Source organism: Streptomyces sp. So13.3 (assembly GCF_005860785.2).
Taxonomy (GTDB): Bacteria; Actinomycetota; Actinomycetes; order Streptomycetales; family Streptomycetaceae; genus Actinacidiphila; species Actinacidiphila fildesensis.
The window spans coordinates 5,491,132-5,515,394 of record NZ_CP048835.1; the positions used below are offsets into that span (position 1 = coordinate 5,491,132).

Sequence of the window (24,263 nt, forward strand, 5' to 3'; positions counted from 1 at the left end):
AGCGGCATGACTGACGACACAGAGATCACCGTGGTCCACCTGATGCGGCACGGCGAGGTGGAGAACCCGTCGGGTGTGCTCTACGGGCGGCTGCCCGGCTACCACCTGTCGGAGCTGGGCCGGAAGATGGCCGACCGGGTCGGCGAGCACCTGGCGGGCCGCGACATCACGTATGTCGTGTCGTCCCCGCTGGAGCGGGCGCAGGAGACGGCGGTGCCGATCGCGGCCCCGCACGGGCTGGAGATCGCCTCGGACCCGCGGCTGATCGAGGCGGAGAACGTCTTCCAGGGCAAGACCTTCGGCGTCGGCGACGGGGCACTGAAGAACCCGTCGAACTGGAAGCACCTCACCAACCCGTTCAAGCCGAGCTGGGGCGAGCCCTACGTCGACCAGGTCGTGCGGATGATGGCGGCGCTCGGCGCGGCCCGGGACGCGGCGCGCGGCCACGAGGCGGTCTGCGTCAGCCACCAGCTGCCGATCTGGATCACCCGCAGCTTCGTCGAACGGCACCGGCTGTGGCACGACCCGCGCAAGCGGCAGTGCACGCTCGCCAGTGTGACGAGTTTCACATACCAGGGCGACAAGATCGTGTCGGTCGGCTACGCGGAACCGGCCCGCGATCTGGTGCCCTCGCATCTGCTGGCGGGCGCGAAGCCGGTGAAGGGCGGATCGAAGGGCTTCGGGGCGTAGGCAGGTCCGGGCCGGCGCCGCCGCGGCCCTGGTCATCCGCCGGGGCGGCCTGTTGGATTGGCCGAAAGGGTCGATCCAATGGGTCAATCCGGTGTTCCTGAGGGCGCTTACGTGCGCCAATTGAGCTAACCGGTGGGATTTTTCTGACTTTTCGGTAACCGTACGGCTGTGACAGCCGTCCTGGATGGTGGCCACCTTTTTCGTGATCGCCATCCATGAGGCCCGAGAAATGGGGATGTACATGCGCGCCATGACCCGTAGGAGTCTGCTCACGGCCACTGCCGGAGTCGCGGTCGGTGCGGCTGCGGCCGGATGCTCCTCGGGGGGCGACGGAGGCAAGACCGGCGGCAACGGGACCAAGCCGGGCGGGGCCACCGGCCAGAAGGAGCCCGAGAAAACGGTTCAGCTGATCGGGGACGGCTCCACCGCGAACACCGGACCCCAGCCGGGCCAGCCGAAGCCGGAGCGGATGGAGCCGGGCCAGACGCCGCCGCAGTTCGTGATCTTCTCGTGGGACGGCGCGGGCGAGGTCGGGAACGGCCTGTTCCCGCGCTTCCGCAAGCTCGCCAAGGACAACGGCGCGTCGATGACGTTCTTCCTGTCCGGGCTGTACCTGCTGCCCGAGTCGAAGAAGCGGCTGTACGACCCGCCGAACAACAACCTGGGCGCGTCGGACATCGGCTACCTGACCGACGAGCACGTCAAGATGACGCTGGACAACATCCGTGAGGCCTGGACCGAGGGCCACGAGATCGGCACGCACTTCAACGGGCACTTCTGCTCGGGCCGCGGCACCGTCGGGAACTGGACGCCGACCCAGTGGCAGAGCGAGATCGACCAGGCCAAGTCGTTCGTCAAGAACTGGAAGACCAACACCGGGCTCAAGGACGAGGCCCCGCTGCCGTTCGACTACGACAAGGAGCTCGTCGGCGCCCGCACGCCGTGCCTGCTCGGCCAGGACAACCTGCTGCCGACCGCCCACAAGCTCGGCTGGCGCTACGACGCGAGCTCGCCGGGTGGCCGGCAGGTCTGGCCCGAGAAGCGTGGCGGGCTCTGGGACCTGCCGCTGCAGCTCATCCCGTTCCCCGGCCACTCCTTCGAGGTCCTCTCCATGGACTACAACATGCTCGCGAACCAGTCGAAGAACGCCACCCAGAGCGACCCGAGCAACTACCCGGGCTGGCAGCGGCAGGCCGCCGCCTCGTACATCGCGGGCTTCCAGCGCGCGTACGAGACGAACCGCGCGCCCTTCTACATCGGCAACCACTTCGAGAAGTGGAACGGCGGCATCTACATGAACGCCGTCGAGGAGGCGTTCAAGCACATCGCCGGCCAGGAGAAGAAGGACGTCCGGCTGGTCTCCTTCCGGCAGTACGTGGACTGGCTCGACGCGCAGGACCCGAAGGTGCTCGGCAAGCTGCGCCGGCTGGACGTGGGGCAGAAGCCGGCGGGCGGCTGGAAGGCGTACCTCGCGCCGGAGGGCGCGGCCGGTACCCCCGCCTCCCCGACGACGGCGGCCACCACGTAGGCACCCCGTAGGCAGCGCGTGGTCAGGGGCGGCGCGGCCGGTCCCGCTACCTGATCCTTACTTGGGGCAATTGCCGCTTTTGGCGTCAGTGTCGGGGGCGCGAAAGATCGCCGGACGACGCATGCGAAACTTTTCACATGAGTCCTACGCGTGCCCGCCGACGCCGCCCGCTCCGCCGTGCCGCGGCACTGGCAGGAGTCGCCGCGCTGGCGCTGGCGCTCTCGGCCTGTTCCAGCAGCGGCTCGTCCTCCGGCGGCAGCGGTACCAACTTCGTCGGCGGCTCGGGTGAGATCTCCCGGGTGGCCAAGGGCGACCGGCTCGCCGCCCCCGCCATCTCCGGGGAGTCGGTCGACGGCAAGCAGTTGAACCTGGCCGACTACAAGGGCAAGGTCGTCGTCCTCAACGTCTGGGGCTCGTGGTGCGACCCCTGCCGCGCCGAGGCTCCGCACCTGGTCAAGGTGGCCAACGCCACCAAGGCCGAGGGCGTCGAGTTCCTCGGGATCAACATGCGCGATGCCACGAAGGTCAACGCGAACGGCTTCGAGACGCAGTTCGACATCCCGTACCCGAGCTTCTACGACCCCAACGGGAAGCTCATGCTGAAGTTCCCCAAGGGCAGCCTCAACCCGCAGGGCATCCCGAACACCCTGATCATCGACCGGGACGGCCGGATCGCCGTGCGGATCCTCAAGGCCGTCGGCGAGGACAGCCTGCGCCAGGCGCTCGACCCGATCGTCGCGGAGAAGTGACGTGACCGAGACGGTCTCCTCCGGGGCGCTGCTCCTCGCGATCCCGATCGCGATGCTCGGCGGCCTGGTCTCCTTCTTCTCCCCGTGCGTCCTGCCGCTGGTGCCCGGCTACCTCTCCTACGTGACCGGCACGTCAGGCGCCGACCTGGCCGAGGCCAAGCGCGGCCGGATGGTCGCCGGCGCGTCGCTGTTCGTCCTCGGCTTCACCGCGGTCTTCGTGTCCGGCGGGGCGCTCTTCGGCTACTTCGGGCTGCGGCTGCAGGAGCACAAGGAGATCATTTCCCAGGTGCTCGGCGTCGCCACGATCCTCATGGGCCTCGCCTTCATGGGGATACTGGGCGGTCTGACCCAGCGCGACCTCCGCTTCCACCGCAAGCCCGCGATGGGGCTGGTCGGCGCGCCCCTGCTCGGTGTGCTCTTCGGCGTCGGCTGGGCGCCGTGCGTCGGTCCGACGCTGGGCGCCGTGCAGGCGCTGGCCTTCAACGAGGCGAGCGCGGGGCGCGGGGCGCTGCTCACCGTCTTCTACTGCGTGGGCCTCGGCCTGCCGTTCATCGTCGCCGCCGTGGCCTTCCGCCGCGTACTGGGCGCGTTCGGCTGGGTCAAGCGGCACTATGTGTGGGTCATGCGGATCGGTGGCGGCATGCTCGTCGTCGTCGGTGTGCTGCTGCTCACCGGCGTATGGGACGACATGGTCTTCTCCATGCAGACCTGGTCCACCAACTTCACCCCTGGGGTCTGATTCATGAGTACGGAATCCGGGCCGAAGACCGCCCGCGACGCCGAGGCACGCGAGGTCGAGGAGCGTGACGTCGAGGAGCGTGACGCGGCGGGCGCGCAGCTGTCGACGGCGCCGGTCGAGGAACTCGGCCAGGTGGTGCCCGGCTCCTTCGGCGGTGTGCGCAGGCCAGGCTGGCGCGGCACGGTCGGCTGGACGCTGCGCGAGTGCTTCGGCTGGGTGCGCTGGATGTGGCGGCAGCTCACGTCGATGCGGATCGCCCTGATCCTGCTCTTCCTGCTGTCCATGGCCGCGATCCCCGGCTCGCTGGTCCCGCAGACCAGCGTCGACGAGGTCAAGGCGCAGGCGTGGAAGGACGTGCACCCCAACGCCACCCCGGTCTACGAGACGCTCGGGCTGTTCCACGTCTACAGCTCGCCGTGGTTCTCGGCGATCTACATCCTGCTGTTCATCTCGCTGGCCGGCTGCATCCTGCCGCGCAGCTGGCAGTTCGTCGGGCAGCTCCGCTCCCGGCCGCCGGCCGCGCCGCGCAATCTGACCCGGCTGCCGGCGTACACGACCTGGCGCACCGCGGCAGGTGAGGACGAGGTGCTGGACGCCGCGCAGCAGCTGATGCGCGGGCGCCGGTTCCGTACCCACCGGGTCGGCGGCGCGGTCGCGTCCGAGAAGGGCTTCCTGCGCGAGGCCGGCAACCTGATGTTCCACCTGGCGCTCTTCGGGCTGCTGATCTCCTTCGCGGTCGGTTCGCTGTGGAAGGGCGAGGGCGGCAAGCTGATCGTCGAGGGCGGCGGCTTCTCCAACAACCTCACGCAGTACGACGACTTCAAGCCCGGCACCTTCTACACCGCCGACGACCTGGACCCCTTCGGCTTCTCGCTGGACAGCTTCGAGGCCACGTACGCGCGGACCGGCCCGCAGAAGGGCACCCCGCGGACGTTCCGCGCCAACATCCACTACTGGAAGGGCGCGGACGGCAAGCCGGTCAAGTCCTCGATCGAGGTGAACAAGCCGCTGGAGATCGACGGTGAGACGGTCTACCTGATCGGGCACGGCTACGCGCCGGTCGTCACCGTGAAGGACGCCCGCGGCACGGTCGTCTACCAGGGGCCGACGCCGTTCCTGCCGAGTGACGGCAGTCTCACCTCGCGCGGCGTCGTGAAGGTCACCGACAACTACCGCAACAAGGCGGGCGGCAAGGACCAGCTGGCGTTCAGCGGGATCTTCGCCCCGACGATGGTGATCGACAACATCCAGGGGCCGCACTCGGTGTTCCCCGCGCTCGACCGCCCCGCGCTGATCCTGACCGCCTACCACGGCGACCTGGGCATGGACAGCGGCCTGCCGCAGAACGTGTACCAGCTCAACGACAAGAAGATGAAGCAGTACAAGGCCGCCGACGGCCAGCCGCTCCGCCAGGTGCTAGCCGTCGGGCAGGTCCTGCAACTGCCGGACGGCGGCGGCTCCATCCGCTTCGACGGCGTCAAGACCTGGGCCAGCTTCCAGGTCTCCCACCAGGTCGGCAACGGGTGGGCGCTCGGCAGCGCGGTCGCCGCGATCCTGGGTCTGGCCGGCTCGCTGTTCATCCAGCGCCGCCGGGTGTGGATCCGGGCCACCCCGGGTGCGGACGGGGTGACCGTCGTGGAGCTGGCCGGACTCGGCCGCAGCGAGTCCGCGAAGATCGCCGACGAGATCGGGGACCTCGCCTACCGGCTGCTGCCCGAAGCGCCCCAGCTACCGGACCCCGGCCCCGGCGGCGGCACAGCCACAGACCCCTCGGAAGAACCTCTCCTGCCAGACGAAGGAGCGCGCGCGTGACTATCGCGGCCGCGGTCAATGAGAACTTCGCGAACTACAGCAACTACCTGATCTACTCGGCCATGACGGTCTACACCCTCGCCTTCCTCGCGCACATGGCCGAGTGGGTGTTCGGCAGCCGCAGCCGGGTCGCGATCACCGCGGCGGCGCTGACCGCACCCGCGGCGGCTCCCGCGATCGAGGTCGTCCAGCGCGGTGGCGGCACCGCCACCCTGGAGCGTCCCAAGGTCGTCACCCGCTCCACGGCGAGCGACCGCGGCATCCCGGACGGCCCCGGCGCCGCCGGCACCGACGCGGACGGCGACAAGTACGGGCGGATCGCGGTCTCGCTGACCGTGCTCGCCTTCGTGTTCCACCTGGCCGCCGTCGCGTGCCGCGCCGCCTCCGTGCAGCGGGTGCCGTGGGGCAACATGTACGAGTTCTCGACCACGTTCGGCATGGTCGCGGTCGGCATGTACCTGGCCCTGCTGGCGCTGAAGAAGCGGGTCCGCTGGATCGGGCTCTTCCTCGTCACCTCGGTGCTGCTGGACCTGGGCCTGGCCGTCGCGGTGCTCTACACCGACAGCGACCAGCTGGTCCCGGCGCTGCACTCGTACTGGCTGTGGATCCACGTCTCGTGCGCGATCATCTCCGGCGCGGTCTTCTACCTCGCGGCGGTCGGCACGTTCCTGTTCCTCTTCCGCGACTACTACGAAGCCGCGCTCACCGCCGGCCGCAGGGTGAACCCCACCTGGGCCAACATCATGGACCGGCTGCCTTCCGCGGCGACGCTCGACAAGTTCGCGTACCGGATGAACGCGCTGGTCTTCCCGCTCTACACGTTCACCGTCATCGCGGGTTCGATCTGGGCGCAGGCCGCCTGGGGCCGGTACTGGGGCTGGGACCCCAAGGAGACCTGGTCGTTCATCACCTGGGTCGCGTACGCCTGCTACCTGCACGCCCGCGCGACCGCCGGCTGGAAGGGCCGCAAGGCCGCCGCGCTGGCGCTGGTCGCCTTCGCGTGCTTCATCTTCAACTACTACGGCGTGAACATCTTCATCACCGGCAAGCACTCGTACGCCGGGGTCTGACGCCACAGGGTCCTGGTCCGGCCGGCCGCTCCCCCCGGGGCGGCCCGGCCGGCGCTCAGCTGCCGGACGGCGGGGTGTCGTCCTTCAATCCCTTGAGGAAGTCCGGGTTGTCGTCCGGCGCGACCCACTGCGGGCGCGCGGGCGCGCGGCGGCGGTTGCGGCCCGCGACGAGCCAGGCGATCGGTCCGACGAGGACCTCGCCGAAGAGCAGGATGATGATCACCCACACCACCTTCGGCAGCCCGCGGACCTCCTCCTCCGGAGTGTTCAGGCAGTCGATGAACGCGTAGATCCACAGCGCGAGCACCAGCAGGAACGGTAGATACCTGACCATGGCGGAAGAGCCCCCCTGAGCCGGAAGACGGGCCGCGACAGGGGCCCGGTGACGGGTACAGGGTAGTGCGTGGCGGATACTGGACGGCATGGCTTACGACGATCTTCGATCCTTCCTGAGGGCCCTGGAGAAGGACGGCGACCTCAAGCGGATCAAGGCCGAGGTCGACCCGTATCTGGAGGTCGGCGAGATCACCGACCGCGTGAACAAGGCGGGCGGCCCCGCGCTGCTCTTCGAGAACGTGCGCGGGTCGTCGATGCCGCTCGCGATGAACGTGTTCGGGACCGACCGGCGGATGCTGAAGTCCCTCGGGCTGCAGGCGTACAGCGACATCAGCGACAAGATCGCCGGGCTGCTGAAGCCGGAGCTGCCGCACGGCTTCACCGGCGTGCGGGAGGCGTTCGGCAAGCTCGCCGGGATGACGCACGTGCCGCCGAAGAAGGTGAAGTCCGGCGACGCGCCCGTGCAGGAGGTCGTGCTGCGGGGCGACGACGTGGACCTGGACGCGCTGCCCGCGCTGTTCACCTGGCCGGAGGACGGCGGCTCGTTCTTCAACCTCGGGCTGACGCACACCAAGGACCCGGAGTCCGGGGTGCGCAACCTGGGCCTGTACCGGTTGCAGCGGCACGACCGGAACACCATCGGGATGCACTGGCAGATCCACAAGGACAGCCGCAACCACTACAAGGTGGCCGAGCGGCGCGGTGAGCGGCTGCCGGTCGCCATCGCCTTCGGCTGCCCGCCCGCGGTGACGTACGCGTCGACCGCGCCGCTGCCCGGCGACATCGACGAGTACCTGTTCGCGGGCTTCGTGCAGGGCAAGCGGGTGGAGATGGTGGACTGCAAGACCGTCCCGCTCCAGGTCCCGGCCAACGCCGAGGTCGTGCTGGAGGGCTGGCTGGAGCCCGGGAAGACGCTTCCCGAGGGGCCGTTCGGCGACCACACCGGCTTCTACACCCCGCAGGAGCCGTTCCCGGCGCTGACCATCGACTGTGTGACGATGCGGAAGCGGCCGCTGCTGCAGTCGATCGTGGTGGGCCGGCCGCCGACGGAGGACGGGCCGCTGGGCCGGGCCACCGAGCGGTTCTTCCTGCCGCTGCTGAAGATCATCGTGCCGGACATCGTGGACTACCACCTGCCGGAGGCGGGCGGCTTCCACAACTGCGCGATCGTCTCGATCGACAAGAAGTACCCGAAGCACGCCCAGAAGACGATGCACGCGATCTGGGGCGCGCACATGATGTCGCTGACGAAGCTGATCATCATCGTGGACGCCGACTGCGATGTGCACGACCTGCACGAGGTCGCCTGGCGCGCGCTCGGCAACACCGACTACGGCCGCGACCTGACGGTCGTCGAAGGGCCGGTCGACCACCTCGACCACGCCTCCTACCAGCAGTTCTGGGGCGGCAAGGCGGGCATCGACGCGACCCGTAAGCTCCCCGAGGAGGGGTACACGCGCGACGGCGGCTGGCCCGAGATGGTGGTCTCCGATCCGGAGACGGCCGCGAAGGTCGACCGGCGCTGGAAGGAGTACGGCCTCTCGTGACCACGGATTCCGCAACCCCGGACCTCTTCGCGCCGGAGCCCGCGCCGCCCGGCAGGATCAGGGCGTTCCTGCGGCTCGTCATGATCGAGCACTCGATCTTCGCGCTGCCCTTCGCGTACATCGCCGCGCTCAGCGCGATGTTTCACCTGGACGGCTCCGTCCACTGGTGGCGGCTCGTCCTGATCACCGTGGCGATGGTGGGGCTGCGCACCTTCGCGATGGCGTGCAACCGGATCATCGACCGGGAGATCGACGCCCGCAATCCGCGGACCGCCCAGCGCGAACTGGTCACCGGGGCGGTGTCGGTGCGCTCCGCGTGGACCGGTGCGCTGGTGGCCGTGGTCCTCTTCCTGGGCGCCGCGGCGCTGCTCAATCCGCTGTGCCTGGCGCTGGCGCCGATCGCCGTCATCCCGATGGTGGTCTACCCGTACGGCAAGCGGTTCACGAACTTCCCGCACGCGATCCTCGGCCTCGCGCAGGCGATGGGCCCGGTCGGTGCGTGGCTCGCGGTCACCGGTGAGTGGTCGTGGGACGCGGTGATCCTCGGGCTGGCCGTCGGGGTGTGGATCGGCGGCTTCGACCTGATCTTCGGTTCGCAGGACGTCGCCGCCGACCGGGCGGACGGCGTCAAGTCCGTCCCGGCCCGCTTCGGCGTCGCCGCCGCCCTGTACGGGGCGCGCGGCTGCCATGTCGTCACGACGGTCCTGCTGGCCTGGTACGGGGTCGCCACCGGCGCGGGCGCGTTCTGGTGGGTGGGTCTGACGATCGTCGCGGGTGCGTTCCTGTACGAGCACTCGATCGTGCGGCCGCACGATCTGAGCCGGCTGAACCGGGCGTTCTTCCAGGTGAACGGGTTCATCGGCATCGCGCTGTTCCTGTGCGCGCTGCTCGACCTCGCGGTCCGCGGCCTCGGTATCTGAGAACACGGCCCGGCCCCGGTATCCATCGGATACCGGGGCCGGGCCGTGGCTGTCGAGGGTGTCGGGCGTTACGCGCCGAGGTCCGCCTGGTCCAGGCCGCTGAGGTCCAGGCCCTTGACGTCCATGTCCTTGAGGTCCAGGTCCTTCATGTTCATCGCACCGAACATGAACAGGCCCATGAGGTCCTGCGGGGTGAGCGCCCTCGCGCCGGCCGGGGCCGTGACCGGGTCGCTGCCGCCCTGGAGGCCGATGGTCAGCGGGAGCTTGCCCTGGGGCTTCTCGTCGAACTGGGCGACGTCCAGGGCGATCCCGGACAGCATGCCGTCCTTGATCGACAGGTCGACGGCGAGATCCTTCGCCGGGACCTTGCTGACGTCCGGCGCCTTGAAGCCCGGGATCTGCTTCTCCAGCGGGGCGAAGCCCTTGGCGAGCTCCTTGGCCGTCTGACCCGCCGGGACCGTCATGGTGACGTGGTCCACGCCGTTGCTGCTGCCCTTGTCGGTGAACTTCGCGTTGTGCGCGACCGCGCTCTTGACGGCGTCGATCAGCTGCTGCTGGGTCTTCGCGTCGAAGGACGACGCACCCGGCATCGGCACCGGCAGCGGCGACTTGCCGAGGCCCTTGTCGCCGCCGAGGGTCTTGCCGAGATCGGCGAACGCCGCCGGGTCGATCGAGATCCACTTGCCGGCCAGCGCGTCCTTGACGACGCCGAGCGACGACGGCAGCTCGTCCGCCTTGGGGAGGAACTGGTCGAGCGGCGAGTGGTCGCCGCCCTTGGCGGCGCCGCCGAGCGCGGTCAGCGCCTTGATGTCGGCCCGCAGGTAGAGCTTCTTGCCGATGGACCGGATCTCGACTAGGTTCTGCTTTCCCTCGGCGTCCGAGGACAGCTGGAAGGAGAAGGAGGACGTGTCGCTCGGGGCGTCCTTCGCGTCCTTGGTGGCCGCGGCGTCCTTGAGTGGCTTGTCCGAGCTCAGCCCGAGCTTGGCGTGCAGACCCGCGAGCATCTTCGCGTTGTCCTTGGTGAAGCCGTCGGAGCCCTTCATCGCGGTCCAGATCTGGTCCGCGGTGGCGTCGAAGGAGACGGTCGCGGTGACCGCCTTCTGCGCGCCGAGCTTGTCCACGGCGTTCTTGACCTTCGCCGCCGCGCCGGCCTGCTGGACGGTGCCGCAGGCGGCGGAGGCGCCGGCTATGAGGGCGACGCAGCCGATGGCGGCCAGACCCTTGTGTGCGGTGCTGATGTGGTGACTCCCGTAGAACAAGCGGGCCTTCGGCCGGTGGCCTTCGACGCCGGGTGAGATCTGAAGATTAGCTGTGGATGCCGCTCGGCCCGAACGGGTTTTCCGGCGGATCGACCCGTCGTCGCATGCATCCGTCGGGGCGCGGGGATCCGTCAGGGCGCGTCGATCCGTCATCGCATCAATCCGTCGGGCGTGCGCGCGCGGAAGAAGAAGGCGGAGGCGACACCGCCGAGCAGCCCGAAGAGGTGGCCCTGCCAGGAGACGCCCTGGGCGGTGGGCAGCACGCCCCACAGGATCGACCCGTAGAGCACCGCGACGCCGAGCCCGACGGCTATGTCCAGCAGCCGCCGGTCCACGAACCCGCGCACCAGCAGATAGCCGAAGAGGCCGAAGACGACGCCGGAGGCGCCCGCCGTGTTGGTGTGGGCGGGTGCGACGAGCCAGACGCCCAGGCCGCTGGCCAGGATGATGACGAAGGACACACTGAGGAAGCGGCGGATGCCGCGCAGCGCGGCGATGAACCCCAGCACGAGCAGCGGCAGGCTGTTGGCCGCGACATGGGCGAAGCCGAAGTGCATGAACGCGGCCGGGATGATGTCACGCAGCTCGCCGGTCTCGCGCGGCACGATGCCGAAGGTGTCGAGCGAGTGGTTCGTCGCCACGTCGACGGCTTCGAGCAGCCACAGCAGCCCCACCCAACCCAGCATGAGCGCGGCGGCCGCCGTGACCCTCGCTCCGCCGCGCGGCGGCGCCAGACCGATACTCGCCTGCGCGGATCGGTCCGCGGTCGGTTCGTAGCTGTGACTCACCGAGGCCCCCCTCAGATCCATGTGTCCCTACCGTAGACAACGCCACCGACATCCGGAGTGGTTCCCGGCGAGAGCCCTCTCCCGCCGCCGGCCGTCCCGGGCGGCCGGATAGGCTCGCCGGGTGGACACGAGCCTGCGCAAACCGTGGATCGTCGGGGTCTCCGGAGCATCCGGGACGCCGTACGCCGCCGCCGTGCTCCGGGGGCTGCTGAGCGCCGGCGAGGCGGTGGACCTGGTGGTCAGCCGGGCCGCCCGGCTGACGCTGCTCGACGAGACGGGACACGCGTTCCGGGACGCGCACTGGCGCGAGGACCTGCGGACCTGGCTGGCGCGCGGCGCCGACGGCAAGGACGGGCAGTTCGATCTGTCGGACGCGGAACTCTCGGACGTCCGGTTCTGGGCCGCGGGTGATCTCGCGGCCGGACCGTCCTCCGGTTCCTACCCGGTCAAGGGGATGCTCATCGTGCCGGCCAGTACCGCCTGTGTGGCGGGGGTCGCGCTCGGGCTGTCGAAGGACCTGCTGCAGCGGGCGGCGAGCGTCACCCTCAAGGAGCGCAGGACCCTGGTGGTCGCGGTCCGCGAGACACCGCTGAACGGCCAGACGCTCAAGCACCTGGTGACGCTCGACGAGGCGGGCGCGGTCGTCCTGCCCGCGTCACCCGCCTTCTACGCGGGCGCCCGGCACATCCAGGACCTGGTGGACTTCGTCGCCGGGCGGGTGCTGGACGCGGCTGCGGTGCCCCACCAGCTGTACCGCAGGTGGGAAGGCGAGCTCGGATCGGCCGGTTCCGCCTGACCGGCGCGCTGATGCGCAGGCCGCAGGGTCGCGGATGCCTTAGATTCTTGTTCGCACGGCGCAATCGATGCATGAACGGGAGGGTCCAGGCATATGGACGCGGTGGACAGGCAGCTCATCCAGGCGCTGCGCGAGAACGGGCGGGCCTCGTACGCGGAGCTGGGACGGCTGGTGGGGCTCTCCGGGCCCAGCGTCACCGACCGGATCAACCGGCTGGAGCAGGCCGGGGTGATCACCGGCTACCGGGCCACCGTCGCGCCCGTGGCGCTCGGCCTCGGCGTGACCGCCCTGGTCGGGCTGCAGCTCAGCGACGCGGCGGACCATGAGGACGTGGCGCACCGGCTGCGCGACCTGGACGAGATCGAGGACTGCTGGTTCATCGCCGGCGACGACTCGTACATGCTCAAGGTCAGGGTCGGCGACGTGGACGGCCTGGAGCGGACGATCCGCCGGCTGTCCGGGACGAAGGGCGTGGCCCGTACCCGGACCACGATCGTGCTCTCCACGAAGTGGGAGAACCGGGTCGGCTCGCTCCCCGAAGAGGTGTGAGCGGGGGCTGCTCGCCGTCGTGAACCGGGGGAGTAGTTTTGGTCGGGTCGAATGCAACTAGGAGGCGGCAGCATGGACGCTGGACTCAAGCGTGAGCTGGAGGAGAAGGTCTACGCGGGTGAGCGGCTGACCCGTGAGGACGGAATCGCCCTCTACGAGTCCGACGACCTCGCTTGGCTGGGTGGTCTCGCACACCACGTACGGACGAAGAAGAACGGCGATGTCGTTCACTTCAACGTCAACCGGCACCTCAACATGACGAACGTGTGCACCGCGTCGTGCGCCTACTGCTCGTTCCAGCGCAAGCCGGGCGAGAAGGACGCGTACACGATGCGCATCGAGGAGGCCGTCCGTCTCGCGAAGACGATGGAGGGCGAGAACCTCACCGAGCTGCACATCGTCAACGGTCTGCACCCGACGCTGCCGTGGCGCTACTACCCGCGCTCGCTGAAGGCCCTCAAGGAGGCGCTGCCGTCCGTCTCGCTGAAGGCGTTCACGGCGACGGAGATCCACCACTTCGAGACGATCTCCGGTCTGTCGGCCTCGGACATCCTGGACGAGCTGATCGACGCGGGCCTGGAGTCGCTGACCGGCGGCGGCGCCGAGATCTTCGACTGGGAGGTCCGGCAGCACATCGTGGACCACCGCACCCACTGGGAGGACTGGTCCCGGATCCACCGTCTCGCGCACTCCAAGGGTCTCAAGACCCCCTCGACGATGCTCTACGGGCACATCGAGGAGCCGAAGCACCGGGTGGACCACGTGCTGCGACTGCGCGAGCTGCAGGACGAGACCGGCGGTTTCCAGGTCTTCATCCCGCTGCGGTACCAGCACGACTTCGTGGACATGAAGGACGGCAAGATCCGCAACACGCTGCAGGCCCGCACCACCATGGCCAGCGGCGCGGACGCGCTCAAGACGTTCGCCGTCTCCCGGCTGCTCTTCGACAATGTGCCGCACGTCAAGGTCTTCTGGGTGATGCACGGGGTGCAGACCGCCCAGCTGGCGCTGCAGCACGGCGCGGACGACATGGACGGCTCGGTCGTCGAGTACAAGATCACCCATGACGCGGACGACTTCGGCACGCCGAACAAGCTGAACCGGGACGACATCCTCGAGCTGATCCGCGACGCCGGGTTCCGGCCGGTCGAGCGCAACACGCGCTACGAGATCATCCGCGAGTACCCGGGGCCGAACGCCGAACGGCGCGAGTCCCCGCAGCCGATGCGCCTCTGACGTCATCTCTGTTCGCCGAAGGCCCCGGTGCCACGCGCAGGTGCGTGGTGCCGGGGCCTTCGCGCTGTCCCAAGCCGTGGAAGCCCGTTGCCGGGCCGCCGGAGTAATGGCTAGCATTGACCTATGACCCTTACCTTTGCGCGTGACCCCGAGCTGTCCACCGGCCTCCGCGAAGAGATCCTCCGGATCTGGACCGACGCCTCCAACGCCGGCGGCGCGGTCGGCTTCGTCCCGCCGGTCAAGGCCGAGGACGTACGCCCGGTCGCCGACGGGCAGTTCGAGTCGGTCGGCGCGGGGACCCAGCGGCTGCTCGTCGCGTACGAGGACGGGCGGGCGGTCGGCACGGTCTTCCTGAAGCTCAACACCCACCGGCTGATGCGGCACTGGTGCACGCTGGTCACCGTCATGGTCGACCCGGTCCTGCAGGGCGGCGGGCGCGGCCGGCGGATGCTGGCCGAGGCCGTCGACTTCGCCCGCGACCTGGGCTTCGACGCGCTCCGGCTCGGGGTGCGCGGCGGCACCGGCGTGGACGCCTTCTACGCCGCCTGCGGATTCAAGGAAGTCGGCCGCGTACCGGACGCGATCCGCGTCGCCGCCGACGACTTCCGCGACGACATCACTATGTGGCTCCCCCTGCACTGATCGTCGGGGGGCCGTGCTTCACTGGAAGCATGTTCCGTTACACCGCCATGCGTTTTGGCCTCTTCGTCGGCTGCTTCGCGGTCATCTGGGGTCTGGTCTCCCTGCGGATCCTGCCGGCCGGGCTCGGTGGCTCCAACCTCCTGTGGGTTGCGCTGCTCGCGCTCGTCATCTCCGCGCCGCTGAGCTTCGTGCTGCTGCGCGGCGCCCGGGATGCCGCGTCGGCCCAGGTCTCCGCGCGCGTCGAGCGCAGCCGGGCGAACTTCGCCAAGAGCCAGAGCGCGGAGGACGCGGCGGACGACGCCGCGCGCACCGCGTAAGGCCAGTTGGGCCGTAGGTCCGCACGACCGCCCGGGGGTCGGTGGGTAACCCTCGTCACACGCTTCGTCATGCCCCGCCGGAACACCCCGTTCCCGGCGGGGCTTTGTGCTGTCCACGCGCCGGCCCGAACCGTTTCCGGCCGTCCACGTCATGAGAACCCAAAGAATGACTTTGAGTTTCCCAAAGCTCCGGTGTTAGCGTCCGGAACATGTCTCCTACATCCAGTCGCGTACGCATACCCAAGATCCCGTTCTGGGCGCAGATCCTCGGCGGCCTCGTCCTCGGTGTGTGTCTCGGCTGGATCGCCCGCAGCGGCGACATCGCCTGGCTCGGCAAGACCCTCGACGAGATCGGCTCGATCTTCGTCCAGCTGCTCAAGCTGGCCGTCGCGCCGCTGGTCTTCTTCGCCATCGTGGTCTCCATCACCAACCTGCGGAACGTCTCCAACGCCGCCCGGCTGGCCACCCGCACGCTGCTCTGGTTCATGATCACGTCGCTGATCGCGGTCTCCATCGGCCTCGCGATCGGCCTGCTCACCAACCCCGGCTCCGGCAGCGGCCTCACCCCGGCCGACGGCGCCAAGCCGAAGCACACCGGCTCCTGGCTCGACTTCCTCACCGGCATCATCCCGACCGACGTCATCTCGCCGTTCACCGAGCTGAACGTGCTGCAGATCGTCTTCATGGCGGCCGTCGTCGGTATCGCGCTGCTCCAGCTCGGCGAGAAGGCCGAGCCGATCCTCACCCTCAGCTCCGCGGTTCTCGAACTGCTCCAGAAGGCCCTGTGGTGGGTCATCAAGCTCGCCCCGCTGGGCACCCTGGGCCTGATCGGCAACGCCATCAACACCTACGGCTGGAACCTGATCAAGCAGTACGCGACCTTCACCGCCGATGTCTACGTCGGCTGCGCCCTCGTCCTGTTCGGCGTCTACCCGCTGCTGCTCGCCACCGTCGCCAAGGTCAGCCCGCTGCAGTTCTTCCGCGGCGCCTGGCCCGCCATCCAGCTCGCCTTCGTCTCGCGCTCCTCGGTCGGCACCATGCCGGTCACCCAGCGCGTCACCGAACGCCTCGGCGTCCCGCGCGAGTACGCGTCCTTCGCCGTCCCGTTCGGCGCCACCACCAAGATGGACGGCTGCGCCGCGATCTACCCGGCCCTCGCCGCGATCTTCATCGCCGAGGTCTTCGACGTGCACCTGGGCATCGGCGACTACCTGCTGATCGTCTTCGTCTCGGTCATCGGCTCCGCCGCCACCGCGGGCCTCACCGGCGCCACGGTCATGCTCACCCTGACCCTCTCCACCCTCGGCCTCCCCCTCGAAGGCGTCGGCCTCCTGCTCGCGATCGACCCCATCCTCGACATGATGCGGACCGCCACGAACGTGGCCGGCCAGTCCGTCATCCCGATCATCGTCGCGGCCCGCGAGAACATCCTCGACCGCGACAAGTACGCCACCGCCCACGGCGCGGACCTCGACAGCCTGATGGACGACGACGCGAACACGGACCGCGAAGAGCGCGTCCCGGTCGCCGCGTAGTCGTATACGCGGAAGCGCCCCCGACCTTCGCGAGGACCGGGGGCACTGCCGCGTCTCGCCGAGGGGGCTGGTGTCTCAGCCGTCCAGGGGAGAACCGGGGTCGTCGAGCCAGAATCTCTGTTCCTCTGCCGTGACGGTGATGCCGAAACGAGCGGGCGTCGGGCGGTCGTGGTCTCGCCACCAGCGGCTTGCTGTCTCTACTTCGTCCCAGAGGCGACGTGGGCCGTGCTGCCAGACGGTGAACTGGTCGTCGTGCTCGCCGTCGTAGTCGACCGCGGCCCATGAGGTGGCGTCGGTGGTGGCGACCCACAGACGTGTCAACACGCCTTTCACGTCGGGGTTCTGCTGGCGCGAGTACCAGACATCGCGCAGCCGAACTCCGATCGCGAACTGTGCGTCGATGTCCGGGCCGGTCACGTCCCACGGCGCCAGACCGGTCCTGGACTCGTCGGGCTGGTGCTCGTCGCGGACGACATCCCGGTAGATCCGTAGGTCGGTCCGCTGGTCGCGCATCAGCATGAAGGCGCTGTGCGGGCTGAACCGGCCTTCGCCGACCCCTGCGTTCACCTCCAGCCGCAGCAACCCGTACGTGATCCACGGGTTGTCCCACGCTGTGACGATCACCCCTCCGGGCCGGGACTGCTTCACCCATGCGTGCGGCACGCGCCGCACCGAGCAGGTGCAGATGATCCGGTCGTACGCGGCCTGCGGCGGCCAGCCCTTCTCTCCGTCGGCACAGACCACTTCGGGGTACAGGCCTGCGTTGTGGAGTGCGGTACGTGCCCTGGCGGCCACCGCGCCGTCGATCTCCAATGTGGTCACGTTGGCCTCGCCGACCCGGTGTGCGAGCAGCCCGGCGTTCCAACCGGTTCCCGCGCCGATCTCCAGCACGTGCGCGCCGTCGTGAACGTCGAGGTCTTCCAGCATGCGCAGCACGATGGAAGGTGCAGAAGCCGAGGAGGAGGCCCACACATCGCTTTCCTCGGGCTCAGCACCGTCGTTGACCTGCGTCACTACGGGCGCATCGGCGTAGGCGGCGGTGTACCACCGCTCAGCGTCGCTGTGCTGGTCGCAGAATTCGTATCCGCCCTCGCCGTCGTCCAGCCAAATCCGTTCGGGCAGGAAGTGGTGTCGCGGAACGGCGTCCATGGCTTTCACCCACTCCGGGGCCGGCGCATGGCCGAGGTCCGCTTCGATCGCGCGGAGCAGGTCGCGTTGTGCTGCGTTCTGCTCCGCCTGGTGCGCGTGCGTCACTTCTTGTCACCGCCCTTGTGCTTGGGCTCCGGAGCGGGCCGTGACCCGTCCGGAGACGGCTTGCTGGTGCCCGGGTCCTTCCCTCCGGAGTGCTTGCCGTCGCCTCCGCTACCGCCCTTGCCGGTTCCCCATCCCATGGCTGGTCTCCTTCGTCTCATTGCTGATCTTGAGGGTGTGTGGTCCTACGCGGCGGTGCGGCCGTGGGCGGGGATCGGGTTCGGGTCCGGAGGTCGGGGTGCCGGTGCCTGCGGTCGGCGGGGTGCTGGCGGGGGTGGCTTGGCCATGAATTGTCCTCTCTGGGCATGCTGCCGCTCGGCGGACTGCCGCGCGGGGCATTTCAGGGATGCGGCGCCCGGCTCCTGCTGTCACGGTCGGGGGAGCCGCTATCCCGAGACGGCTGGAGCCGGGCGCGCTGGTACCGGACTCCGACGGAACGAGTCATCGACGGAGACCGGAGATCAGAGGCCGGGCGGCGGAGTGTCCGAAGCGGCCGCAGCGAGACTTCGAGCGGGCGGGGCGGCGGGGTGCCCGCGGCCGAGTTGCACGGCGACCGCGGGTGCGCCGAGCACATTCAGGAGCATCAGGAGTGCGCCTGCGGTGCGGCCGTCGCTGGAGGGGCAAGGCGGGCGGCGGTGGCGTGGCCGGTCGACCACGGACCGGGTCACGGGGTGTCATCCACGGGTTCGAGAGCGGCCAGGGGGGCGCTCCATTCGACGCCGCCACCCGGTGGCCGCAGCCACGCGAACTCCTCGGGACTTGCGCCGGTGGGGTAGGCCGACCCGATCTGTTGGACCTCGCCGACCTGGTGCGTGGCAGTGTCCAAGACGAGGGCGTCCTGCTTGATCCAATCCAGGTCGGTACCGGTCTGGCGGTCGGCTCCGGTCATGGTGTCGTCTCCGTAGCGGTGGGGAGCCGCTGCCGGTGCTCCGAGGCTTCACGGGCTACCGGTCGCGGTGGGACGTGGGCCGCACGGCGGGGGTTGGGTAGGAGAGGGATTGTTCGTAGTGCGGCTGATGTTGAGTGAACTCGGGTACGCCGTCCGGGAGAACGGGGAATGCTGGACGGGACCGTGAATGCCGTGAACGCTGAGGGGAGTCATCGCATGGCACCACGCACGCGCACACCGAATACCGCCCTTCGCGCCCTGATGACGGAGGCCCAGTGGACAAGAGGCCAGCTGGTGAGGGCGATCACGCGGGTCGGGATCGAGTCGGGAACGGTGCTCAGCTACGACGACTCGACCGTGTCGCATTGGCTCAAGGGCTCGTTACCGGGCCCTGAGGCCAGGCCGCTGATCTGCGAAGCGTTCTCCCGGCACCTGCGCCGCCCAGTAACGTCCACCGACGCCGGGTTCGGCAATGAGACTGGGGCCGGCGCCGTTGATCTGGTGGCCGGAGTGGTGGACCTCGGAAGGGCAGACATGGATCCGTCACGGCGTGGGGTCTTGGCCGCAGGACTGTATTCGGCCGCCTTGATGGTGCCGCGCTATACGGAGCTGTCGACCAGGCTGGAAGCGTCCACGACCGGCCGCACCGTACGGATCGGAGCCGGCGAGGTCGCCACCGTCCGCACCATGACCGACCGCATCGCCGACATCCTCGATGAACTCGGCGGCGGCCATGCGCGGCCGATGGCGGCTGCTTTCCTGGTGAACACCGTCTCGCCGTACCTGCGGGCGGACGGCTCGGAGTCGGTGAAGAAAGACATGCTGTCCGCAGCATCCGACCTCGTGTACCTCACCGGGTGGATGGCGATGTACGAACGCGAGCACGGTTTGGGCCAGCGCTACTACGTCCAAGCACTCCAACTGGCCGGCAGCGCGGAAGACCACCTCACCTACTGCCGCACCCTTCGCGGCATGGCCCTGCAAGCCTCTAACCTCGGGCACGGCACCAAGGCACTGGAGCTCGCCGATTCGGCGGCCGAAGCCTCTCCGAAAGCGGGGCCGCGCCTCCAGGCGTTCCTGGCCGGGCAGCAGGCGCACGGCGCTGCGATGGTCAAAGACCAGCGGCAGGCATTCGCCCGGCTGTCAGAGACCGAAGCCGCCCTGTCCAAGGCCGATGGAAGGAACGACGCGGTGGGCGGTTACGACCAGGCCGCCTACCAATTCCATGTCTCCCACGTGTTGTACGAACTGGGTGATTTGCCCGGATCGGTCAAGGCACTCCAGCAGTCCAACCGCGCCCGCCCCTCGCAAGAGCGGCAGGGGCGTGTCCACGCGAACGGGCTTCTGGCACAACGGCAGCTGGAGATGGGCCACGTGGAAGCCGCGTGCGCCACCTGGGAAGCGTTCCTCGACGACTACGCCGCGATCTCCTCAGCCCGAGGTGACGACCACTTCCGCACGATGCGCCAACGCATCCGACCCCATCAGAGCAACCGAGCCGCGAAGTCGCTGATCCAGCGAGCCCGCACGGTGGCCCACCAGAAGGTGTGACGCACGTCGGCGCGATTGCTCAAGCATGGGACATTTCATATCCCCCAACGAGACCCGCATCGAAGCGGAGCGACCGCTCCGGCCTCTGCCGCATCGCGGCAGCAGCTGCTCCCCGCCCGCCCATTCCCGGTGGCGCGGTCGCCTCGCGCGCCTGTCATGCGTGACGGCTGGGGTACGGCACCACGCGGAGCCGGCAGAGGGTCAGCCACGCAAGGCGGGCCACCCCTCCCTCGCTGCCGGCCGTCTTTGGCACCCCGTCCCGGCGGCAGTCGGCAGCGCTCCCGGCCGCGCGTGCCATGTGACGTTTGCCGCGTCTGAACGCCCGCCTGACCTGCTCTGGGCTCGGGAAGGAGGTCCAGGACGCCCACGAAGCGTGGGAAGCCGGCGGCGGTACAGGGCCGGATCAGCCGGAGGCGAGGCGGAAGTTGAGGCTGCCGAAGGCCACGTGGTCGCCGGGGTGGACGCGGACGGTGCCGGTGATGCGGAGGCCGTTGACGTGGGTGCCGTTGAGGGAGCCGAGGTCGGAGAGGAGCCAGGCGTTGTCCTGGTAGCGGAGTTCGGCGTGGGTGCGGGAGACGGAGTCGTGGCCGAGGCGGAGGTCGCACACCGGGGCGCGGCCGATGCGCAGGGGCTGGGGGCCGGGCTCGGGCAGCCGCAGGCCGGGGAGCTGCTGGGTGCGCCAACTGCCGCGCAGGCGTACGGAGAGCGCGGAGAGGCGGGCGACGGTGCGCAGCAGGAGTTGCGGGGCGCGGCCTCGGGAGGGGAGGTCGGCGAGGGCGCCGTCGACCTCGGCGCGGCTGCGGGCGGTGAGCACGATGTGCATGCGGTGCATGAAGGTGTCGTGGGAGAGCCGGCCGTCGCCGGTCCCGGCACGGAGCACCTCGAGTGCGTGGTCCCGCTCGTTCTCCGACGGCCGTACGCCCTGGGCGCGGAACTCGGGGGACGTCATGGTGGGATTGTCGGCCCGTCAGTAGGGCTCTGTCCAGATTCCCGAGGGGTGGCCGGTTGTCCGGAACCCGCCACGGGCCCTGTCCCGGGCGGCAGGCCGGGCGGAGACCCGCCCCGTAGGCTTACTTTCGGGTAGGGCTACGCGAGAGGTGGCACGGGGTGGGCGGGAAGACCAAGCGGGTGCCGCGGCAGGTGCGGGAGCAGCAGATGCTCGACGCGGCGGTGGCGACGTTCGCGCGGCGGGGGTACCGGGCGGCCTCGATGGATGAGATCGCCGAGCTGGCGGGGGTGTCGAAACCCCTCGTCTATCTGTATCTGAATTCGAAGGAAGAGCTGTTCACCGCGTGCATCCGGCGGGAGGCGGCGGCGCTCACCGAGGCGGTGATGGCCGGGGTGGAGCCGGGGGCGGCGCCGGACCGGCAACTGTGGTGCGGGCTGCGGGCGTTCTTCACGCATACGACGGAGCGTCCCGACGGCTGGACCGTGCTGTATCAGCAGGCGCGGACCCAGGGGGAGCCGTTCGCGGACGAGGTCGCGAAGATGCGCGCCGAGATCGCCGAGTTCGTCAGGGAGCTGATCGCCGCCGCGGCCCGGGAGGCCGACTGCGCCGGGGAGCTCGCCGAGCGGGAGGTCACGGCGCTGGCGCACGCCCTGGTGGGCGCGGCGGAGTCGCTGGCGGGCTGGGGCTGCGAGCAGCCCGGCCAGTCGGGGAAGGACACCGCGGCGACACTGATGAACTTCGCCTGGGCCGGCCTGGACAACCTCATGAACGGCCGGCGCTGGGAACCACCTCGCCCGTGAGGTGGACGCGGCCGTCGCCGCGCAGCTGGAAGCGGGATCTCGTCCCGGGAGTGGTCTCGGACGTGGTCTCGGACGTGGTCTCGGCCGCGTAGGTCACCGTGCCGGGGAGCAGCACCGGTGCTCCGAACGTGGCCCGCAGGGTGATCCGGTCGGCGTTCAGTGGCACCGCTTCGGCGGCGCAGCGGGCCACGGTCCACATGCCGTGGGCGATGGCGCGGGGGAAGCCGAGGGGCTTCGCGGTCCAGGGGTGGAGGTGGATCGGGTTGTAGTCGCCGGACACCCGCGCATGGCGGCGGCCCAGGTCCGCGGTGAGCCGCCAGGTGGCGACGGCGGGCAGCGTGGACCCCGCGGGCTCCGGCGCCTCGTCGGGGCGTGGGCCCGTGGCGCCGCTGTGCCGGGCGAGGTACGTACTGCGGTCGGACCACACGAGTTCGCCGTCGAGACGGGCCTCGGTCACGAGGACGGCTTCGGTGCCGCGGTGGTGCGGGCGGAGCGCCGAGGTGTGGACGGTCAGTTCAGGACGGTCGGTCGTGCGCAGGGCCCGCACCTGGGTGATCTCGATCGAGGTGTGCACCAGGCCGAGCAGCGGCAGCGGGAACGCGCGGTCCGCCATCAGCTGCGCGGCCAGCGGGAACCCGAGGATGTGCGGGTAGGTCAGCGGGACCGCGCCGGACGCGTTGTCGGGGTAGCCGCAGACCCGCGCGTACGCGGCGAGCCGGCCTGGGTCGATGCGCGCGGCGGGCAGGACCAGCCGGTCGGTGGGCGCCGCCAAGGCGCGCGGCCGCCCGCGCTTGCGGCGCGAGCCGAGCGCGCCCCGGGCCAGGACCAGGGGCAGCCGCGGTGGCGCGGCGAGGGTGCGGGTGGGCACGTCGGGTTGTCCCTTCCATTCGGCGATGCGGGATTCGGGCCACGCGGTGCGAGCCACGCGGTACGGGCCACGCGGTGCGGGTCACGCGCCCAGCAGGCTCTGGCCGCAGACGCGCACGACCTGCCCCGTGACACCGCCCGATCCGGGATCCGCGAACCAGGCGATGGTCTCGGCCACGTCGACCGGAAGCCCGCCCTGGCCGAGGGAGTTCATCCGGCGGCCCGCCTCGCGGATGAACAGCGGGACCGCGGCGGTCATCTTCGTCTCGATGAACCCGGGGGCGACGGCGTTCACGGTGATGCCGTGCCCGGTCGTGCGCGGATCCGTCGCGAGCGCGCGGACGAAGCCGATGACGCCGGCCTTCGAGGCGGCGTAGTTGGTCTGGCCGGCGTTGCCCGCGATGCCGCTGATCGAGGCGGTGGCGACGATCCGGCCGCCGTCCCGCAGGGTGCCGGACTTCAGCAGGTGGTCGGTGGTGCGGATGACACTGCCGAGGTTGACGTCGAGGACGGAGTCCCAGCGGTCGGCGGCCATGTTGGCGAGCTTGCGGTCGCGGGTGATCCCGGCGTTGTGGACCAGCACGTCCAGGCCGTCGGGGAGCGCGGCGGCGATACGTTCCCCGGCGTCCGGCGCGGTGATGTCCAGGGCGAGCGCGGTGCCGCCCAACCGCCGCGCGACATCGGCCAGGGCCTCTTCGGCCTGCGGGACGTCGAGGCAGACGACATGGTGGCCGTCACGGGCGAGCGTGGCGGCGACGGACTCGCCGATGCCGCGCGCGGCGCCGGTGACGAGCGCGGTCCGGGTGCCGGAGGCGGGAGCGGTGGCGGGGACGACCGGGCCCGCCGGGCCGACCTCGATGACCTGGCCGCTCACGTACGCGGACCTGGGGGAGAGGAGGAAGCGTAGCGTCGACCCGGAGTCCGCGCCGGGCGCCAGGCGCAGCAGTTGGACGGTACGGCCGCGGCCGATCTCCTTGCCGAGGGAGCGGACGAGGCCTTCGAGCGCCTGCTGGGCGGCGGCCTGGTGGGGGTCGGCCGGATCCGGGACGGCGCCGAGAACGACCAGCCGGCCGCAGGGCGCGAGCGAGCGGACGACGGGGTGCAGTGCCGCGTACACGTCGTGCAGAGCCCCCGGTTCGCAGATGCCGGTGGCGTCCAGAACGACAGCGGCAGGTGCGGCGGCCGCAGGCGCGTCGGGTGCGCCGGACACCGGCTCCGTACCGGTCGCGTCGTCCGGGCGCGGGGCGCCGGCCGTCAGGCGCAGGACCGGTCCTGCCAGGTCCGGGTGTTCCGGGGACCAGCGGCGGAGCGCGGTGGGCTGGGGGAGTCCGAGGCGGCCGGAGAGGAAGCGGCCGGGGGCCGTACCCGTGAAACGGAGATAGCGATCGGCCATTGGCCTTCTCCTTACTCTGGAGTAAGTTTACCGCCGGTAAGGCTACTGGT

25 protein-coding genes are annotated in these 24,263 nt (G+C 70.0%); 16 read left to right on the forward strand and 9 right to left on the reverse strand.

What is annotated here, in order from left to right:
- Positions 1 to 6: 6 nt before the first annotated feature.
- The 6 genes from C8250_RS24795 to ccsB all read left to right on the forward strand — a co-directional run bounded on the left by C8250_RS24795 (position 7) and on the right by ccsB (position 6,588).
- Entirely contained in the window at positions 7 to 690 is a 684-nt protein-coding gene (locus C8250_RS24795; RefSeq protein ID WP_138355149.1) for a histidine phosphatase family protein, read from the forward strand.
- A gap of 241 nt (positions 691 to 931) precedes the next feature.
- The gene (locus C8250_RS24800; RefSeq protein WP_138355198.1) at positions 932 to 2,218 is read left to right on the forward strand and encodes a hypothetical protein; all 1,287 of its coding nucleotides are present in this window, start codon (positions 932 to 934) and stop codon (positions 2,216 to 2,218) included.
- A 137-nt stretch (positions 2,219 to 2,355) separates the two neighbouring features.
- Positions 2,356 to 2,967: a TlpA disulfide reductase family protein gene (locus C8250_RS24805; protein WP_138355150.1), complete on the forward strand. Its 612-nt coding sequence runs from the start codon at positions 2,356 to 2,358 to the stop codon at positions 2,965 to 2,967.
- A 52-nt stretch (positions 2,968 to 3,019) separates the two neighbouring features.
- Positions 3,020 to 3,706: a cytochrome c biogenesis protein CcdA gene (locus C8250_RS24810; protein WP_138355199.1), complete on the forward strand. Its 687-nt coding sequence runs from the start codon at positions 3,020 to 3,022 to the stop codon at positions 3,704 to 3,706.
- Positions 3,707 to 3,709: 3 nt separating this feature from the next.
- A complete protein-coding gene (locus C8250_RS24815) occupies positions 3,710 to 5,518 on the forward strand; it encodes a cytochrome c biogenesis protein ResB (RefSeq protein WP_138355151.1) in 1,809 nt (602 codons plus the stop codon).
- A complete protein-coding gene (gene ccsB / locus C8250_RS24820) occupies positions 5,515 to 6,588 on the forward strand; it encodes a c-type cytochrome biogenesis protein CcsB (protein WP_138355152.1) in 1,074 nt (357 codons plus the stop codon). The genes C8250_RS24815 and ccsB overlap by 4 nt, the downstream gene beginning before the upstream one ends.
- A gap of 55 nt (positions 6,589 to 6,643) precedes the next feature.
- On the opposite strand, the gene C8250_RS24825 is transcribed toward ccsB, so the two are convergent.
- Positions 6,644 to 6,922, reverse strand: a complete 279-nt coding sequence (locus C8250_RS24825) for a PLD nuclease N-terminal domain-containing protein (RefSeq protein WP_138355153.1) — start codon at positions 6,920 to 6,922, stop codon at positions 6,644 to 6,646.
- A gap of 88 nt (positions 6,923 to 7,010) precedes the next feature.
- On the opposite strand from C8250_RS24825, the gene C8250_RS24830 reads away from it, so the two are divergent.
- Together C8250_RS24830 and mqnP are read left to right on the forward strand one after the other, a co-directional pair.
- On the forward strand, positions 7,011 to 8,471 hold the full coding sequence (locus C8250_RS24830; RefSeq protein WP_138355154.1) for a menaquinone biosynthesis decarboxylase: 1,461 nt from the start codon (positions 7,011 to 7,013) through the stop codon (positions 8,469 to 8,471).
- Positions 8,468 to 9,391 (forward strand): menaquinone biosynthesis prenyltransferase MqnP, encoded by a 924-nt coding sequence (gene mqnP / locus C8250_RS24835; protein WP_138355155.1) that lies wholly within the window; start codon positions 8,468 to 8,470, stop codon positions 9,389 to 9,391. The genes C8250_RS24830 and mqnP overlap by 4 nt, the downstream gene beginning before the upstream one ends.
- Positions 9,392 to 9,459: 68 nt before the next feature.
- On the opposite strand, the gene C8250_RS24840 is transcribed toward mqnP, so the two are convergent.
- Together C8250_RS24840 and C8250_RS24845 are read right to left on the reverse strand one after the other, a co-directional pair.
- Complete coding sequence (locus C8250_RS24840; protein ID WP_138355156.1) at positions 9,460 to 10,650, reverse strand: hypothetical protein; 1,191 nt, start codon at positions 10,648 to 10,650, stop codon at positions 9,460 to 9,462.
- Between the two features lie 149 nt (positions 10,651 to 10,799).
- Positions 10,800 to 11,336, reverse strand: coding sequence for a rhomboid family intramembrane serine protease (locus C8250_RS24845; protein ID WP_232484780.1), 537 nt, complete (start codon positions 11,334 to 11,336; stop codon positions 10,800 to 10,802).
- 223 nt (positions 11,337 to 11,559) lie between these two features.
- Here C8250_RS24845 and C8250_RS24850 point away from each other — a divergent pair, with 223 nt between their 5' ends.
- From C8250_RS24850 to C8250_RS24875, 6 genes are all read left to right on the forward strand, one after another.
- The gene (locus C8250_RS24850; RefSeq protein WP_138355158.1) at positions 11,560 to 12,234 is read left to right on the forward strand and encodes a UbiX family flavin prenyltransferase; all 675 of its coding nucleotides are present in this window, start codon (positions 11,560 to 11,562) and stop codon (positions 12,232 to 12,234) included.
- A 93-nt stretch (positions 12,235 to 12,327) separates the two neighbouring features.
- Positions 12,328 to 12,783 carry an Lrp/AsnC family transcriptional regulator gene (locus C8250_RS24855; protein WP_138355159.1) on the forward strand — a complete coding sequence of 152 codons (456 nt, stop codon included), beginning with the start codon at positions 12,328 to 12,330 and terminating at the stop codon, positions 12,781 to 12,783.
- Between the two features lie 72 nt (positions 12,784 to 12,855).
- Positions 12,856 to 14,019 (forward strand): aminofutalosine synthase MqnE, encoded by a 1,164-nt coding sequence (gene mqnE, locus C8250_RS24860; RefSeq protein WP_138355160.1) that lies wholly within the window; start codon positions 12,856 to 12,858, stop codon positions 14,017 to 14,019.
- Between the two features lie 123 nt (positions 14,020 to 14,142).
- On the forward strand, positions 14,143 to 14,661 hold the full coding sequence (locus C8250_RS24865) for a GNAT family N-acetyltransferase (RefSeq protein ID WP_138355161.1): 519 nt from the start codon (positions 14,143 to 14,145) through the stop codon (positions 14,659 to 14,661).
- A 29-nt stretch (positions 14,662 to 14,690) separates the two neighbouring features.
- Positions 14,691 to 14,978, forward strand: coding sequence for a DUF4229 domain-containing protein (locus tag C8250_RS24870; protein WP_138355162.1), 288 nt, complete (start codon positions 14,691 to 14,693; stop codon positions 14,976 to 14,978).
- Between the two features lie 209 nt (positions 14,979 to 15,187).
- On the forward strand, positions 15,188 to 16,513 hold the full coding sequence (locus C8250_RS24875) for a dicarboxylate/amino acid:cation symporter (protein ID WP_138355163.1): 1,326 nt from the start codon (positions 15,188 to 15,190) through the stop codon (positions 16,511 to 16,513).
- Positions 16,514 to 16,588: 75 nt separating this feature from the next.
- On the opposite strand, the gene C8250_RS24880 is transcribed toward C8250_RS24875, so the two are convergent.
- The 3 genes from C8250_RS24880 to C8250_RS24890 form a co-directional block, all read right to left on the reverse strand.
- The gene (locus tag C8250_RS24880) at positions 16,589 to 17,767 is read right to left on the reverse strand and encodes a methyltransferase domain-containing protein (RefSeq protein WP_244809345.1); all 1,179 of its coding nucleotides are present in this window, start codon (positions 17,765 to 17,767) and stop codon (positions 16,589 to 16,591) included.
- Positions 17,764 to 17,904: a hypothetical protein gene (locus C8250_RS24885; protein ID WP_187144976.1), complete on the reverse strand. Its 141-nt coding sequence runs from the start codon at positions 17,902 to 17,904 to the stop codon at positions 17,764 to 17,766. The genes C8250_RS24880 and C8250_RS24885 overlap by 4 nt, the downstream gene beginning before the upstream one ends.
- 524 nt (positions 17,905 to 18,428) lie before the next feature.
- A complete protein-coding gene (locus C8250_RS24890; RefSeq protein ID WP_138355164.1) occupies positions 18,429 to 18,653 on the reverse strand; it encodes a hypothetical protein in 225 nt (74 codons plus the stop codon).
- Positions 18,654 to 18,869: 216 nt separating this feature from the next.
- Here C8250_RS24890 and C8250_RS24895 point away from each other — a divergent pair, with 216 nt between their 5' ends.
- Positions 18,870 to 20,204: a hypothetical protein gene (locus tag C8250_RS24895; protein WP_138355165.1), complete on the forward strand. Its 1,335-nt coding sequence runs from the start codon at positions 18,870 to 18,872 to the stop codon at positions 20,202 to 20,204.
- A gap of 403 nt (positions 20,205 to 20,607) precedes the next feature.
- On the opposite strand, the gene C8250_RS24900 is transcribed toward C8250_RS24895, so the two are convergent.
- Entirely contained in the window at positions 20,608 to 21,153 is a 546-nt protein-coding gene (locus C8250_RS24900) for a DUF1707 and FHA domain-containing protein (protein WP_138355166.1), read from the reverse strand.
- A 206-nt stretch (positions 21,154 to 21,359) separates the two neighbouring features.
- Here C8250_RS24900 and C8250_RS24905 point away from each other — a divergent pair, with 206 nt between their 5' ends.
- Positions 21,360 to 21,953, forward strand: a complete 594-nt coding sequence (locus C8250_RS24905) for a TetR/AcrR family transcriptional regulator (protein WP_187145313.1) — start codon at positions 21,360 to 21,362, stop codon at positions 21,951 to 21,953.
- Here C8250_RS24905 and C8250_RS24910 read toward each other — a convergent pair.
- A complete protein-coding gene (locus tag C8250_RS24910) occupies positions 21,916 to 22,821 on the reverse strand; it encodes a MaoC/PaaZ C-terminal domain-containing protein (protein WP_138355167.1) in 906 nt (301 codons plus the stop codon). The genes C8250_RS24905 and C8250_RS24910 overlap by 38 nt on opposite strands.
- An 81-nt stretch (positions 22,822 to 22,902) precedes the next feature.
- On the reverse strand, positions 22,903 to 24,213 hold the full coding sequence (locus tag C8250_RS24915; RefSeq protein ID WP_138355168.1) for a 3-oxoacyl-ACP reductase: 1,311 nt from the start codon (positions 24,211 to 24,213) through the stop codon (positions 22,903 to 22,905).
- Positions 24,214 to 24,263 lie beyond the last annotated feature (50 nt).